Origin of the sequence: Streptomyces sp. NPDC051136 (genome assembly GCF_044455745.1) — a bacterium.
In the GTDB taxonomy this organism is placed as follows: domain Bacteria; phylum Actinomycetota; class Actinomycetes; order Streptomycetales; family Streptomycetaceae; genus Streptomyces.
On sequence record NZ_JBITFE010000001.1, the window covers coordinates 731,424 to 745,436 of the forward strand.

At 71.7% G+C, this 14,013-nt stretch carries 11 protein-coding genes; 3 read left to right on the top strand and 8 right to left on the bottom strand.

What is annotated here, in order from left to right; all coding sequences use genetic code 11:
* Window positions 1-5 precede the first annotated feature (5 nt).
* A complete protein-coding gene (locus ACIBCJ_RS03215; protein WP_365978653.1) occupies window positions 6-1,097 on the bottom strand; it encodes an AI-2E family transporter in 1,092 nt (363 codons plus the stop codon).
* Window positions 1,098-1,163: 66 nt separating this feature from the next.
* On the opposite strand from ACIBCJ_RS03215, the gene ACIBCJ_RS03220 reads away from it, so the two are divergent.
* Window positions 1,164-1,772, top strand: a complete 609-nt coding sequence (locus ACIBCJ_RS03220; protein WP_362098079.1) for a TetR/AcrR family transcriptional regulator — start codon at window positions 1,164-1,166, stop codon at window positions 1,770-1,772.
* A gap of 58 nt (window positions 1,773-1,830) precedes the next feature.
* Here ACIBCJ_RS03220 and ACIBCJ_RS03225 read toward each other — a convergent pair whose 3' ends face one another.
* From ACIBCJ_RS03225 to ACIBCJ_RS03250, 6 genes are all read right to left on the bottom strand, one after another.
* Entirely contained in the window at window positions 1,831-2,595 is a 765-nt protein-coding gene (locus ACIBCJ_RS03225) for a glucose 1-dehydrogenase (RefSeq protein WP_365978652.1), read from the bottom strand.
* 170 nt (window positions 2,596-2,765) lie between these two features.
* Complete coding sequence (gene glpK / locus ACIBCJ_RS03230) at window positions 2,766-4,289, bottom strand: glycerol kinase GlpK (protein ID WP_362098085.1); 1,524 nt, start codon at window positions 4,287-4,289, stop codon at window positions 2,766-2,768.
* 143 nt (window positions 4,290-4,432) lie between these two features.
* The gene (nadE, locus tag ACIBCJ_RS03235) at window positions 4,433-5,263 is read right to left on the bottom strand and encodes an ammonia-dependent NAD(+) synthetase (protein WP_362098088.1); all 831 of its coding nucleotides are present in this window, start codon (window positions 5,261-5,263) and stop codon (window positions 4,433-4,435) included.
* 133 nt (window positions 5,264-5,396) lie between these two features.
* On the bottom strand, window positions 5,397-8,405 hold the full coding sequence (locus tag ACIBCJ_RS03240) for a family 16 glycoside hydrolase (protein ID WP_365978651.1): 3,009 nt from the start codon (window positions 8,403-8,405) through the stop codon (window positions 5,397-5,399).
* Window positions 8,406-8,577: 172 nt separating this feature from the next.
* Window positions 8,578-9,897 carry a DEAD/DEAH box helicase gene (locus ACIBCJ_RS03245; RefSeq protein WP_365978650.1) on the bottom strand — a complete coding sequence of 440 codons (1,320 nt, stop codon included), beginning with the start codon at window positions 9,895-9,897 and terminating at the stop codon, window positions 8,578-8,580.
* Between the two features lie 158 nt (window positions 9,898-10,055).
* Window positions 10,056-10,487, bottom strand: a complete 432-nt coding sequence (locus ACIBCJ_RS03250; RefSeq protein WP_362098097.1) for a PGPGW domain-containing protein — start codon at window positions 10,485-10,487, stop codon at window positions 10,056-10,058.
* Between the two features lie 264 nt (window positions 10,488-10,751).
* Between ACIBCJ_RS03250 and ACIBCJ_RS03255 the strand changes: the two genes are divergently transcribed.
* Entirely contained in the window at window positions 10,752-12,617 is a 1,866-nt protein-coding gene (locus tag ACIBCJ_RS03255) for a CocE/NonD family hydrolase (RefSeq protein ID WP_365978649.1), read from the top strand.
* A 39-nt stretch (window positions 12,618-12,656) separates the two neighbouring features.
* Entirely contained in the window at window positions 12,657-12,896 is a 240-nt protein-coding gene (locus tag ACIBCJ_RS03260) for a DUF5302 domain-containing protein (protein ID WP_133884722.1), read from the top strand.
* An 87-nt stretch (window positions 12,897-12,983) separates the two neighbouring features.
* Here the strand turns inward: ACIBCJ_RS03260 and ACIBCJ_RS03265 are convergent, their stop codons facing one another.
* Window positions 12,984-13,931 (bottom strand): methionyl-tRNA formyltransferase, encoded by a 948-nt coding sequence (locus ACIBCJ_RS03265; RefSeq protein ID WP_365978648.1) that lies wholly within the window; start codon window positions 13,929-13,931, stop codon window positions 12,984-12,986.
* Between the last annotated feature and the right edge of the window lie 82 nt (window positions 13,932-14,013).

Here is a 14,013-nt window from a genome sequence, read left to right on the forward strand (position 1 = left end):
CCGGCTCAGCGCTCGGCGGGTACGGTCGCCTCGGGCGGGGCGGTCAGCTGCTCGCGCACGTAGTTCCACACCACCCCGATCAGGGCGGCGAGGGGCACGGCGAGCAGACTGCCCACGATCCCGGCCAGGCTGCCGCCCAGTGTCACCGCCAGCAGGACCACCGCCGCGTGCAGACCGAGGCCGCGGCTCTGGATGATGGGCTGGAAGACGTTGCCCTCCAACTGCTGCACCACGACGATGATCGCGAGCACGATGAGCGCGTCCGTCAGACCGTTGGACACCAGGGCGATCAGCACCGCCACGAAACCCGCGAACAGGGCTCCGACGATGGGCACGAACGCGGACACGAAGGTCAGGACCGCCAGGGGAAGCACCAGCGGCACACCGAGGATCCACAGGCCGAGTCCGATGAACACGGCGTCGAGCAGTCCCACCAGCGCCTGTGACCGGACGAAGGCGCCCAGGGTCTCCCAGCCCCGCAGGGCGACGACGGGCACGTCCGTGGCCAGGCGGCCCGGCAGCTGGCGGGCGAGCCAGGGCAGGAACCGCGGTCCGTCCTTGAGGAAGAAGAACATCAGGAAGACGCCGAGGACCGCGGTGACCAGGCCGTTGACCACCGTGCCCACCCCCGTCGCCACCGCGGTGGTGATGCTGCCCATGCTGTCCTGGACGCGGGCGACCGTCGAGTCGACGGCGCCGGTGATCTGGTCGTCCCCGATGTTCAGCGGCGGCCCGGCGGCCCATTCGCGCAGATGCTCGATGCCCTCGGCCACCCCGTCGGTCAGCTCGTCCGTCTGGGAGGACATCGGCACCGCGATCAGGGCCACGATGCCGAGGACGACCAGCAGGAACGCCACGGTCACCACGGTGGCGGCCAGGGCCGGACGCCACCCGTGCCGGCGCAGGAAGCGGGCCGACGGCCACGTCAGCGTGGTCAGGAGCAGACCGACGATCAGCGGCCACACCACCGACCACATACGGCCCAGGACCCACAAGGTCACCGCGAGCATGACAAATATCAGCAGCAACTCGCCCGAGAGGCGCGCACTGGAGCGCAGCGCGGCCCTGGTCCTGGTGGTGTTCAATCCGGCAGACATGCGATCACCCTACGGGGGCGCCGGTATCATGGACCGACCAGTCCAGAATTTCGCGGGGTGTGCGGCGTGCGCGGTGAGTTGACGGCCAAGGGGAAGGCGACGCGGCGGCGCATCGTCGAAGGTGCCGCGGCGGTGCTGCGGGAGAGGGGTGTCGCGTCGACGACCCTGGACGACGTCATGGCGCGGACCGCCACCAGCAAGAGCCAGCTGTTCCACTACTTCCCCGCGGGCAAGGACGAACTGCTCGTCGAGGTGGCCCGGTTCGAGGCGGACCAGGTGCTGGCGGACCAGCAGCCCGAACTCGGCCGCCTCGACTCGTGGGAGGCCTGGCAGCAGTGGCGAGACGTCGTGGTCGAGCGCTACGAGGCACAGGGCGACCAGTGCCCGCTCGGGTCGCTGTTCCTGCAGATCGGACGCTCCACTCCGGGTACCCGCGCGATCGTGGTCGAACTGCTGCGCCAGTGGCAGGTGAGCCTGGAGGCCGGCATCAGGTCGCTTCAGGCATCGGGCAGGCTGCCCGACGGTCTCGATGTGGAGACCAGGGCGGCGGCGTTGCTGACGGCCATTCAGGGCGGGGTGTCCATCCTGCTGTCCACCGGGAGGTCCACGCACCTGCGGGCCGCTCTGGACCAGGGCATCGCGGACCTCCGGCACGCGGCCGCGGCCGGGCGGTGAGACCCGGCACCGGCCGGTCCGGGCGTCCGTCCTCGCCCGGGCCGGCCGGTGCCTCGTGTCAGGCGGCGATGACGGCGGTCGTGGTGCGGCCGCCGTCGACGTCGAGCACGGTGCCGTGCACGAACGAGGACTCGTCGGCCGCCAGGTACACGGCCGCGCCGGCGATCGCCTCCGGGGTGCCCATGCGACCTGCCGGTGTGCCCTTCATCATGACCTCGGCGGGATGAACCGAGCCGGGCGGGGAAGTCCGCACCACACCCGGTGAGATGGCGTTCACCCTGACACCACGGGCTCCGAACTCCGCCGCCCACGCCCGGGTCAGGGTTTCCATGGCGCCCTTGGTGGAGCTGTAGAGGGCGCCGACCGGGATGCCCAGACGCGCGATCCAGGAGCCCAGGTTGATGATCGCCCCGCCGCCGGCCTCCGCCATGGCGGGAGCGAGAGCGGCGGTGAGGAAGAACGGAGCCTTGACGTTCACGGCGTAGACCCGGTCGAAGGTCGCCTCGTCGGTGTCGGTCGTGGTGCCGGGCGGGTAGATCCCGGCGTTGTTGACCAGTACGTCCACGCGTCCGCCGAGCACCCGGGTCGCCTCCCGGGCCAGGGCCAGCGAGGCGGCCTCACTGCCGTCCAGGTCGGCGGGGACGAAGTCCGCCCGGCCGCCGGCGGCGCGGATGCCGTCGACGACCTCCCTGCCCCGTTCGGCGCTGCGCCCCGAGACGGCCACATGCGCCCCCTCGGCGGCGAAGGCCTCCGCGACGGCCCGTCCGATGTTGCTGGTCGCCCCGGTGACCAGCGCTGTCCTGTCCGCAAGTCGCATGGACATGTCCCACTCCTCGTTCCACGTCTCGCCCGTTCGCTTCGCGGCCCCCACCCGCAGGCGCCGGGGCCGGATGCCACTGTGCGGCGAGGAAAATGGACTAGCAAGTCCAGAAAGTGGGATGCGGGGTCGGCGGACAGGGCTGCCGGGGCCGTCGGACGATGAGCGGCCCGAGGTCAGCTCTCCGGGACCTTGGCCCAGTCCAGCGTGCGCTCCACCGCCATCTTCCAGCCCGCGTAACCCTGCGCACGCCGGTCCTCGGACCACTGGGGCTCCCAGCGCCTGGACTCGCTCCAGTGCGTGCGCAGTTCGTCGGTGTCCCGCCAGAAGCCCGTGGCCAGTCCCGCCGCGTAGGCCGCGCCGAGAGCGGTGGTCTCCGCGACGACGGGACGGCTGACGGGGACGCCGAGGACGTCCGCCTGGATCTGCATGCACAGGTCGTTGGCGGTCACACCCCCGTCGACCCTCAGCACGTCCAGGTGGACCGAGGAGTCCTGCTCCATGGCCTCGACCACGTCGCGGCTCTGGTAGCAGATGGCCTCCAGCGTCGCCCGTGCCAAGTGCGCGTTGTTGTTGTACCGGGCCATGCCGACGATCGCGCCCCGGGCGTCGGAGCGCCAGTACGGGGCGAACAGGCCGGAGAACGCGGGGACGAAGTACATGCCCCCGTTGTCGTCGACGGTGCGGGCCAGCTCCTCGCTCTCGGCCGCGGTCTTGATGACCTTCATCTGGTCGCGCAGCCACTGCACGGCGGACCCCGTCACCGCGATGGAGCCCTCAAGGGCGTAGACCGGCGGGTTGTCGCCGAACTGGTAGGCCACGGTGGTCAGCAGCCCGTGCTGGGAGCGGACCAGTTCGGTGCCCGTGTTGAGGACCAGGAAGTTGCCGGTGCCGTAGGTGTTCTTCGCCTCGCCGGGCGCGAAGCAGACCTGGCCGACGGTCGCCGCGTGCTGGTCGCCCAGGACTCCGGTGATGGGGACGGCGGCGCGCAGCGGCCGTGAGGTGCGGGTCGTGCCGTACGCCTCCGGGTGCGAGGAGGGGTTGATGGTGGGCAGCATGCTGCGGGGGATGCCGAAGAAGCCCAGCAGCTCGTCGTCCCAGTCGAGCGTCTCCAGGTCCATCAGCATGGTGCGGCTGGCGTTGGTCACGTCGGTGGCGTGGATGCCGCCCTCGGGGCCGCCGGTCAGGTTCCACAGGACCCAGCAGTCCGTGTTGCCGAACACCGCGTGTCCCTGCTCCGCCGCCTCGCGGACGCCGTCGACGTTCTCCAGGATCCACTGGATCTTCCCGGCGGAGAAGTACGTCGCGGGCGGCAGCCCGGCCTTGCGGCGGATGACGTCGCCCCGGCCGGAGCGTTCCAGGTTCGCCGCGATGACGTCGGTGCGGGTGTCCTGCCAGACGATGGCGTTGTAGTACGGACGGCCGGTGCGCGGGTCCCAGACCACCGTGGTCTCACGCTGGTTGGTGATGCCGATGGCCGCCAGGTCGGTCCCCGACAGCCCGCCGTTGCGCAGGGCGTTCTGCATCACCGAGTTGGTGCGTTCCCAGATCTCGACCGGGTCGTGCTCCACCCAGCCGGAGCGGGGCAGGATCTGCTCGTGCTCCAGCTGGTGCTTCGCGACCTCGTTGCCCCCGTGATCGAAGATCATGAACCGGGTGCTGGTGGTTCCCTGGTCCACCGCGCCGATGAAGTCCGCCATGTCCGCTCCGCCTCTCCGGCCGGTGTCCGTCCTGGTCCGGGCATCTCCTCGGCCAGATTAAGGCGGCTTCCGGCAAACCGCACATAAAGGGCATGCGTGGCGCGGTGGTCACCGGTGGCGGCCGACGGCCGCCACCGGCCCGGTCAGGGAGCGATCGGCAGCCGGCGCTTGTGGTCCGTCTGCCGGTAGCGGGTGACGATCGTCTCGAAGGCCTGCTCCTTCACCGGCTTTCCCTCCAGGAAGTCGTCGATCTCGTCATAGGTGACTCCGAGGGCGTCCTCGTCGGCCTTGCCCGGGTCGAGGGTCTCCAGGTCGGCCGTCGGGACCTTGCGGACCAGCTCGGCCGGGGCGCCCAGCGCGTCCCCGACGGCACGCACCCGGCGCTTGGTGAGACCGGTCAGCGGTACGACGTCGGCGGCGCCGTCGCCGAACTTGGTGAAGAAGCCCGAGACCGCCTCGGCCGCGTGGTCGGTGCCGACCACCAGGCCGCCGTGCGCCCCGGCCACCGCGTACTGCGCGATCATGCGCTGACGGGCCTTGATGTTGCCGTGCACGAAGTCCTGGTGGTGGGCGTCGCGGAAGGCCACGTCGGCGGCGAGCAGGGCGTCGAGCGCCGCGTCGCTCGCGGGCTTGATGTCCACGGTCAGCACCTGGTCGGGCTGGATGAAGGAGAGCGCGCGCTGGGCGTCGTGCTCGTCGGCCTGGACGCCGTGCGGCAGCCGCATCGCGAAGAAGCGGGCCTCGTGCCCCTCGGCCCGGGCCCGCTCCACGGCGAGCTGGCACAGCCGGCCCGCGACGGTCGAGTCGACACCGCCGCTGATCCCGAGCACGAGGGCGCGCAGACCGGCGGAGGTCAGCCGCTCGGTGAGGAAGGCCACCCGGCGCTCGATCTCCTGTTCGGCGTCGAAGGTCTCGGCGACCTCCAGTTCCCGGGCGATCTCCTTCTGCAGGGTGATGGACGCCGGCTCGCTCAATTCCGCTCCTTGTTCGACGGGCAGGGGGTTCCCGTTCAGCCTACCCAGAGGTGCCCGTCGCACCGGTCTCCCGACCGGTCCGGTGACCGGAGGGTGCGGGGCGGCCGTCGGGCACCGCCCCGCACCGTTCGGGTCAGCCCAGCGGTTCGATCCGGAGGTTGCGGAACCGGACCTTGTTGCCGTGGTCCTGCAGCCGGATCGCCCCCGCCGCCGGCGTCTCGGCCCGGCCCGCCGCGGTGGGCCCGTCGAGCGCGACGTCGTCGTGGACCGTCTGGCCGTTCCACACCACCGTCACCCGCGCGTCGGCGGTCTTGGCACCGCTGTCGTCGAAGCGGGCGGCCCGGAAGACGACGTCGTACGTCTGCCAGGTCTCCGGGGCCGTCGCCGCGTTGGCGTCGGGCGCCTTCTTCAGGTAGATCGCCCCGGCCTCGTCGGTGCCGGGGGAGGTGTCACCGTAGGAGTCCAATATCTGAAGCTCGTAGCGGTCCTGGAGGTAGACGCCGCTGTTGCCGCGGTCCTGTCCGGTCACGTCGTCCGGCAGCAGCGGCACCCGGTACTCCAGGTGCAGGCGGAAGTCCTGGTAGGCGTCCTTGGTGCGGATGTCGCCGCAGCACACCTCCATCGAACCTTCCTCGGCCAGCGGCCAGGCCGGCTTCCTCCCGTCGGTGTGCTGCCACTGCTCCTGCGAGGCGGCGGTGCCGTCGAACAGGGCGACCCGGGCGCCGCGCGGGTGCACGGTGATCAGGTCGAGGTTGACGTGGCCGGTGTCGCCGGGGTCGTAGCGGTAGGAGAGCGTGTGGTGCCCGGCGCGCAGCCGCAGCGGCTCGGTCCGGGTGGACCAGGTGTCCCAGTCCCCGGTGGAGGGGAGTGCGGTCCGGCGGACCTTCCTCCCGTCGGCGTACAGGGAGAGCGACTTGGGGCCGGCGAAGGGGTCGGGGCCGTTGGAGTAGCGCAGGCCCACGTCGTAGGTCCCGGTCCTCGGGACGGTCACGTCGAACGTCGTGGCGACCTCGCCCTCGGTGGCGTAGCGGTCGACGAACCCGCTGCCGGAGTAGCCGGCGTGGTCGGTGTCGATGCCGGCCCTGCCGGTCAGGCGCGCCTCCTCGGCCTCGTACAGCGTGGCGGCGGGCGGCTGCTTTCCGGGCATCTCGTTGAGCGTGTACCAGGCCTCCGTGCTCCAGAGCGTCTCGCCGGAGGCCGAGCTGAACGGGCGCGGCGAGCGCACGTGCACGACGCGGTCCGGTTCCAGGCCGTCCAGCCGCAGCCGGACGGTGCGGCGGTCGTCGGAAAGGGTCGCGGACCGCACGGTCAGCTCCTTCTCGGCGATCTTCGGACCGCCGTAGTCGGAGGTCGGCGTGTAGCGCCACTGCTCGGCCTCGTAGCGGGCCGCGAGGTCGGCGGCCGTCTCCGGGGAGAGCGGCTGGGTGTACGTCAGGTCGAAGCCGCCCGGCACGGCCCGCATCTTCTGGACGTCGAAGGTGTTGCCGCCGCCCGGCGTCAGCTTCTGCAGGCCGAACTTGAGCTTGCCCTCCTGGCCCCAGTTCCCGTCGGCGCCCAGGCCGCCGGTGTAGATCGCGCCGTCGGGGCCCATGGAGACACGGTTGACGCCCGCCTCCAGGCCCTGCGTGTAGCGGAAGACGGCGCCCTGGTACTGGCCCTTCACCTTCTCCAGGTAGGCGCGTTGCAGGCCGCCGTAGGTGACGTCCCCGATCAGCATCTGGCCCGCGAACGTGCCCTTGGTCAGGTACAGCGGGGTGGAGGGCGAGTTGCCGATCTCGTTCTGCGGCAGCCACAGCACCGGCTGGGTGACGGGGGAATCCTCGAAGGGGCCCGCGGGCTCGGTGTAGTGGTTGAAGAAGCGGTCCTGCTTGATCTGGACGAGCTTCGAGGCGGGCAGCCAGCCGCCCTGGTTGTCGGTGGCGAACAGGTCGCCGCCGGGACCCCAGCCGATGCCGTTGGGCGTGCGCAGCCCGCCCGCGACCGGCGTGGTCTTGCCGGTCTTCTTGCTGATCCGGTACGTCGTCCCGCGGCCGGGTGCGGGCTGCGGGGTGGTGGTCGCGCCGCCGAGGTCGATGGCGACGGAGAGGTTCACGTAGAAGTAGCCGTCGCGGTAGAGCAGGCCGAACGCGAACTCGTGGAAGTTGCCGCCATAGGGCCAGGTGGCGACGGTGCGGTACTCGTCGGCCACGTCGTCGCCGTCGCTGTCGACGAGCCGGGTCAGCTCGTGCTTCTGCGAGACGTAGAGCGTCCCGTCCACGTACTTGATGCCCATGGGCTCGCGCAGTCCGCTCGCCACCTTCTCGACGGTCACCTTGTCGCGACTGGTCTCACCGGTGACGTTGTCCAGGAGGTACACCTCTCCGGCAACGTTGTCGGTGCCGCCCCAGGTGCTGATCGCCAGGCGTCCGTCGGGCAGCCAGTCCATGCCGGTGACCTGCGGCTCGAAACCCTCGGGGCGCAGGTCGGTGAGGGTGAGGTCGGGGCGCACGGAGGTGAGTGGCAGTCCGTCGCCGGGGGTGTCGCGCCCGGCCTCGCACTCCTTGCGGCCCGGCGCCGTGACCCGGACGACCCCGGCGTCGGTGCTCAGCGCCTCGGTGGGTACGACGGTGAACTCGCCGGCGCCCGGCGGCATCCAGGACAGCTGCAGCTGCTGTCCGCCGCCGCGGTCGAAGTGCTCGATGCGCAGCGGGTGCGCTCCCGCGGTGAGGTGGACCGTGCCGTCCTTGGGCTCGGCGCCGTGCAGTCCGTCGTGGTCGATCACCGTGGCGTCGTCCAGGGACAGCCGGGAGCCGTCGTCGCTGACCAGTCTGAAGACGTAGGTGCCGTCACGTGGCGCGACCAGGTAGCCGGACGCCTCGGAGACGAAGTTGTCGGCGATGCCGCCGAAATCCGCGGTGGCCGACCAGTCGACGGTCGGCATCAGCTTGTCGTGGTTGGGGGTCTGTCCCGGCTTGAGCGTGCACAGTTCGTCGAGCGGCGTCTGCACGTCGAACACGCGAAGCGTGACCCCGGGTTCCTGCGGCGGGATGTCGGCGGGGGCGGCCGAGGACGCCGGAGCGGCCCAGGCACCTCCGATCGACACGGCCGACGTCAGCAGGAGGATGAGGTGTCTTCGGGCACGCGACAACAACCGTAAGCGCATTGGTCCTCCGGAAGGTGGGGACCGGACCGTGCCGGATATCGCTCCGGTCTTGTGCGGTGGGACGGGTGTTCCGCCGCCAAGGTAGGAGACTTCCGCTTGACATGTCCATACTTTGTCATCGGTGTGTTCAAAGTTCCCGGCGCCGGTGCGCGTACCGCGAGGCCCCTCGGGGTCAGCGGCCCCTGCGCACCCGGGCCGCCGCGCGCGCCTCCGCCGCCTTGCGTGCCTCTGTGGCCTTGCGCGACCCCTTCGCGGCGCGGCCAGGGCGGGTGCCCATGCCGCGGAAGGGCGCGTTGCCGCCCTCCTTGTCCGGGCCGGAGGGAGGGCGCTTCGCCCCGGTGAGGGCCGTCAGCTTCTGCTCGCCCGAGCGCACCGGGGTCACCGTCGGCCGGATTCCGGCCTCGGACATCATCCGGTTCACCTCGCGCCGCTGGTCGGGGGTGACGAGCGTGACCACGCTCCCGGCCTGCCCGGCGCGCGCCGTACGCCCGCCGCGGTGCAGGTAGTCCTTGGCGTCGGCCGGCGGGTCGACGTTGACGACGAGGTCGAGCGCGTCGACGTGGATGCCGCGCGCCGCGACGTTGGTGGCCACCAGCACGGTGACCTCGCCCTCCACGAAGCGGGCGAGGGTGTGGGTGCGCTGCGGCTGCGACTTTCCGCTGTGCAGGGCGGCGGCGGGCACCCCGGCGGCCCGCAGGTGCCGGGTGAACCGGTCGACCCCCGCCTTGGTGTCCAGGAACATCAGCACCCGGCCGTCCCGCGCGGCGATCTCCGTCGCGGTCGCGTACTTGTCGGCCGGGTGGATGGTCAGCACGTGGTGCTCCATCGTGGTCACCGAGGCCGACGCCGGGTCGACCGAGGCGAGGACCGGGTCGTGCAGGTGGTCCCGCACCAGCTGGTCGACGTCGCGGTCGAGGGTGGCCGAGAACAGCAGCCGCTGCCCGTCGGACGGGACCTGGTCCAGGATGCCGGTGACCTGGGGCAGGAACCCCATGTCGCACATCTGGTCCGCCTCGTCCAGCACGGTGATCCGCACGTGGTCGAGGCGGCAGTCCCGGCGCGACACCAGGTCGGCCAGACGTCCGGGCGTCGCGACGACCACGTCGGCGCCCGCGCGCAGCGCCTGGGTCTGCCGGTTGATCGACAGCCCGCCGACCACCGTCGTCAGGCGCACGCCCAGCACCCGCGCGTACGGCGTCAGCGCCTCGCTCACCTGCTGGGCCAGCTCCCGGGTGGAGACCAGGACGAGGGCCAGCGGCCGCTTCGGCTCCGCGCGCCGGCCCGCCGTCCTGACCAGCAGCGGGAGCCCGAAGGCCAGCGTCTTTCCGGAACCGGTCCGCGCCCGGCCGAGGACGTCGCGCCCGGCCAGCGCCTCGGGCAGCGTCGCCGCCTGGATCGGGAAGGGCTCCCGCACCCCCAGGCCGGTCATGGTCTCGACCAGCACGGGGGGCAGCCCGAGGCCGTCGAAGGATGCGGTCGGCTTCGCGTTCATGGGGGACCTTTCTGATCAGGCGCCCGGAACGCGACCGGGTCCGTACCCCTCGGTACGGACCCGGGCGCCTCAAAGCGTGCGGCCATTTTACCAGCGGGCCTCTCCGCGCCCGGCCGCGTGCGCCGCCCCTCGGGCTCAGCCGCGCCCGCCGCGGAGGCTCAGCGCGCCCGCCCCTGAGGCACCTCGTCGCGCCGGGCCGCCAGAACACGACGGCGGCTCCACCCGAGCAGGGCGAAGAGTACGAACCCGGAGATGATCAGACTGGCCCCGGTGGCCCAGCCGGAGTACGGCACCTCGGGAACGACACCCCACGTCACCCCGGCGCCGACGAGGAAGAGCCCCACCAGCACCGAGCCGGCGATCCGCCACCGGGAGGAGACGCTTTCCTCGGCCGCCCGCATGGCCCGGACGCGGACCGGGGCGACGAACCGGTCCAGTGCCGGAACGGCGCGCGACAGCAGCACCACTCCGGCGAAGACGAGCAGCAGACCGGGCCCGGGCAGCACCAGCAGCGCGACGCCGATCAGCAGCAGGACGGCGCCGAGGACGCCCAGGGCGGTCCGCCGGATCGACTCGACACCCCGCGCCATGGCGCCCCACTCTCCTGCGGTCGGGAAGGACTCCGGTCCTGTCGGCGTGCCCCACCTTAGGCAGCGATCGGCGCGCGGGCGATTCAGGCGCGGAGCCGGCGGCCGGCGACCGGCGGGACGGGCGCGGGCCGGTCCGCCCCGTCCTGTCCGTCAATACCCCTTGTGCCGCCGGTAGTTGCGGGGACGCCCCATCGACGTGCGGGGGCATCGCTGCTAGACCTGCACCACCCGCACCACCTGCACCCGCCGTTCAAGGAGGAGCATGTGAGACCACGTCGCGCGGTCGTCAGGACCGCATCGGCACTCGTCGCCGCCCTCGCCCTGACCGCCGGCCTCGGCGGCCCCGCCGTCGCGGCGCACGAGGCGCAACCGGAGCCGGCCGCCACCGGAACGGGGCCCGTCACGCACGAGGAGAACGACCGGGTCCCCGAGGGCTCGGTCTGGACCCAGCACTACTTCCCGTCCTCCGACCGCTCCGGCACCCGGCTGCACGCCGACGTCCTGCTCCCCGAGGGGCTGAAGCGCAAGGAGAAGGTGCCGGTCATCGTGTCGGTCGGCCCCTACTTCGCCCACGCGGGCCAGACCGGCCCCGAGGGCTGGACCCACACCGGGCCGTCCGCCCGCTTCCAGGACTTCATCGAGGGCACCGACCTGTTCGACCGGGGCTACGCCTTCGTCATGGTGGACCTGCGCGGCTTCGGCGGCTCCACCGGCTGCCTGGACTGGGGCGGCCCCGGTGAACAGGCCGACGTCAGGGCCGCGATCGACTGGGCGGCGAAGCAGCCGTGGTCCACCGGAGCGGTCGGCATGTACGGCAAGTCCTACGACGCCGTCACCGGCCTCATCGGCAACAACCTGGACCAGCACGCCCTGAAGGCCGTCGTCGCCCAGGAACCCGTGTGGGACATGTACCAGTACATCTACTCCAACGGGGTGCCCCGCCCGAACGTGACCGGCACCGCCGACGCGTACAACTCCATCGCCTCCATGCCCCCGATGGCGGACGACGATCCCCGCTACCGGGCCGCCGCCCGGTACGAGGAGAGCCACCCGCAGTGCCTGACCGAGAACTCGGCCGGTTACCGCATATCCGACCAGCGCGACGAGCACTGGACCTCTCGTGACCTGGCGAGGATGGCCAGGGGGAGCGACACCCCGCTCTTCGTCACGCAGGGCTTCGTCGAGAACAACACCAAGCCGGAGGAGATGCAGGAGTACCTCGACAACCACCGGGGCCCCGAGCGCGGCTGGCTCGGCCAGTGGGACCACGTGCGCGGCGGCGACCGCGTCGAGGACGGGCGCCTGGCCATGGGCCGCGAGGGCTGGTACGACGAGACCCTTTCCTTCTACGACCAGTACCTGAAGGGCGTCAGGCCGGAGGTGCGCTACCCGGCCTACGCCGTCGAGGACTCCACCGGCGCCTGGCGCGCCCAGCGCACCTGGCCGGCCGCGGAGCGGTCGGTCACCCTCCCGCTCGGCGGAGGTTCCTACGTGGACGACGGCGGGGCGTCCGCCCGTGCCGGGCTGGCCGCGTCCGGCGGCGCGGCGCCGAGGACGCCGCCGCAGCCGTCCGGCCGGTGGGACATGGAGAACGCGCCCGCGACCGAGCAGCCCGCCCCGGCCGGGCTGGCCGCGGAACTGGCGAAGCGCCAGCGCGCGGGTGAGGTCGCCTCCAGCTTCTTCGTATGGTCCAAGCCCCTGCGGAAGGCCACGCGCGTCACCGGTACCCCGCAGGTGTCCCTGACCGCCCGCGGCAGGGGCAACGTCATGCTCAAGCTGTACGACGTCGCCCCGGACGGCACGGCCGTCATGTTCGACGAACAGGTCTCCCTGGTGAAGTCCGGCCGGATGAGGGTCGACCTGAAGGCCACCGACTGGACCCTCGCCGCCGGACACACGCTGGCCGTGGAGATCGGCTCCATCCAGACCGGCTCCTGGCGCGACACGCCCTCCGGCGAGACCATCGAGGTGAGGGGGGCCGCACTCGGGCTCGCCCTGGACGACCCGGCCGACGACGTCGCCACCGCCGGCGACCGCTCGCCGTACCTGGACACCTACCTGCGCCAGTACACGGTGAGCCTGCCGGCCGGACCGGGCGCATTCTCGGTGGTTCCGGGCGGCCGGTCGTGACAAGCTGTGCTCCTGTTCGTCCGAGCCCAGGAGGTCGTCATGACTGAAGAGTCTTCATCGCAGGCAGGTTCGGAACCGGCGGAGGCCGAGAGCACCGCCCTGACACCGGACGCCGACGGTCGGTACGACCTCAAGGACAAGTTCCGCCAGGCGTTGGAGCGCAAGCGCGGCAAGCAGGCGGAGGCCGCGGCGCTCGCCGAGAACGGTGACGTGGCGAAGATCCGGGGCGCCCACGGCCCGGCCGCCAGTCAGCGCTCGTTCCGGCGCAAGAGCGGCTGAGCCGGCGCACCACCGTCCCGCGCGGGGCCCGGCCGTGGCAGCACGGCCGGGCCCCGTCCGTTGCGGGCGGTCGCGGGCCGGGAAGGTTCAGGGACGGGTGGTCAGATAGCCGCCCATGGAGGTGAAGTACTCCGTCGCGGCCAACTCCCGCCCGTCCTCCGTGCGCACCCGCGTGACGGCGAGGCCGTGGTTGCGGCCCCGGCGCGCGTCGGCGCCGGCGACGATCACCACACCCTCGCCCTCGCGGTAGAAGATCCGGCCGGGTGTACCGCCGTAGCGGCCTTCGGAGACCACGGCGGCGAGGATCTCCAGCCGGCGGCCCCGGTGGAAGGTGAAGGCGCTGGGGTACGGCTCGGACTGGGCCCTGACCAGGCGCTCCAGGTCCTCGGCGGGCCAGCTCCAGTCGACCCTGATGTCCTCGGCGGACCGCTTGTGGAAGAAGCTCGCCCGGGACCGGTCCTGCTCGGTGAACTCGGTCTGCCCGGAGGCGATGAGTCCGAGGGCCCCGATGGTGACCGGGGCGATGAGGTCGACGGTCTTGTGGAACAGGTCGGTGGCGGTGTCCGTCGGACCCACCGGCACGGCCTCCTGGCGGACGATGTCGCCGGCGTCCAGTTCCTCGTTCATCATGTGCGCGGTGACGCCCACTTCGGTCTCCCCGTTGATCAGTGCCCAGATCAGGGGGGAGAATCCGGCGTACTTCGGCAGCAGCGAGTCGTGCACGTTGAGCGTGCCGTGGCGGGGCAGGCCGAAGATGCGCGGGGGAATCCAGGTCCGCCAGTTGTTGGCCACGATGATGTCCGGATCGGCGTCCTCGAGACGCTGGAACAGCTCGTCGTCGTCCGGGCGGTTGCGGATCAGCACCGGGACACCGTGCTCCTCGGCGAGGTCGGCGACGGAGTCGCTCCAGATCTTCTCGTAGGCGTGCTCGCTTCTGGGATGCGTCACCACCAGGACCACGTCGTGCTCGGAGTCCAGCAGGGCTCGCAGGGTGCGGTGCCCCCAGGTCTGGTAACCGAACATGACGACCCGCATGGGGTTCCTCCTCGAAGCAGGGGATGGCCCGGGCAGTTAAGCAAGGCTTACCTTAGTTCGCAACATCCATGCGGGACATCGC

What these genes read in the sequence shown, in the direction of transcription:
- ACIBCJ_RS03260 (WP_133884722.1), top strand. Translation starts at nt 12,657, where the DNA reads ATGACTGAAGAGTCTTCATCGCAGGCAGGTTCGGAACCGGCGGAGGCC.
- ACIBCJ_RS03225 (WP_365978652.1), bottom strand. Translation starts at nt 2,595, where the DNA reads ATGTCCATGCGACTTGCGGACAGGACAGCGCTGGTCACCGGGGCGACC.
- ACIBCJ_RS03240 (WP_365978651.1), bottom strand. Translation starts at nt 8,405, where the DNA reads ATGCGCTTACGGTTGTTGTCGCGTGCCCGAAGACACCTCATCCTCCTG.
- ACIBCJ_RS03245 (WP_365978650.1), bottom strand. Translation starts at nt 9,897, where the DNA reads ATGAACGCGAAGCCGACCGCATCCTTCGACGGCCTCGGGCTGCCCCCC.
- glpK (WP_362098085.1), bottom strand. Translation starts at nt 4,289, where the DNA reads ATGGCGGACTTCATCGGCGCGGTGGACCAGGGAACCACCAGCACCCGG.
- ACIBCJ_RS03250 (WP_362098097.1), bottom strand. Translation starts at nt 10,487, where the DNA reads ATGGCGCGGGGTGTCGAGTCGATCCGGCGGACCGCCCTGGGCGTCCTC.
- ACIBCJ_RS03265 (WP_365978648.1), bottom strand. Translation starts at nt 13,931, where the DNA reads ATGCGGGTCGTCATGTTCGGTTACCAGACCTGGGGGCACCGCACCCTG.
- ACIBCJ_RS03215 (WP_365978653.1), bottom strand. Translation starts at nt 1,097, where the DNA reads ATGTCTGCCGGATTGAACACCACCAGGACCAGGGCCGCGCTGCGCTCC.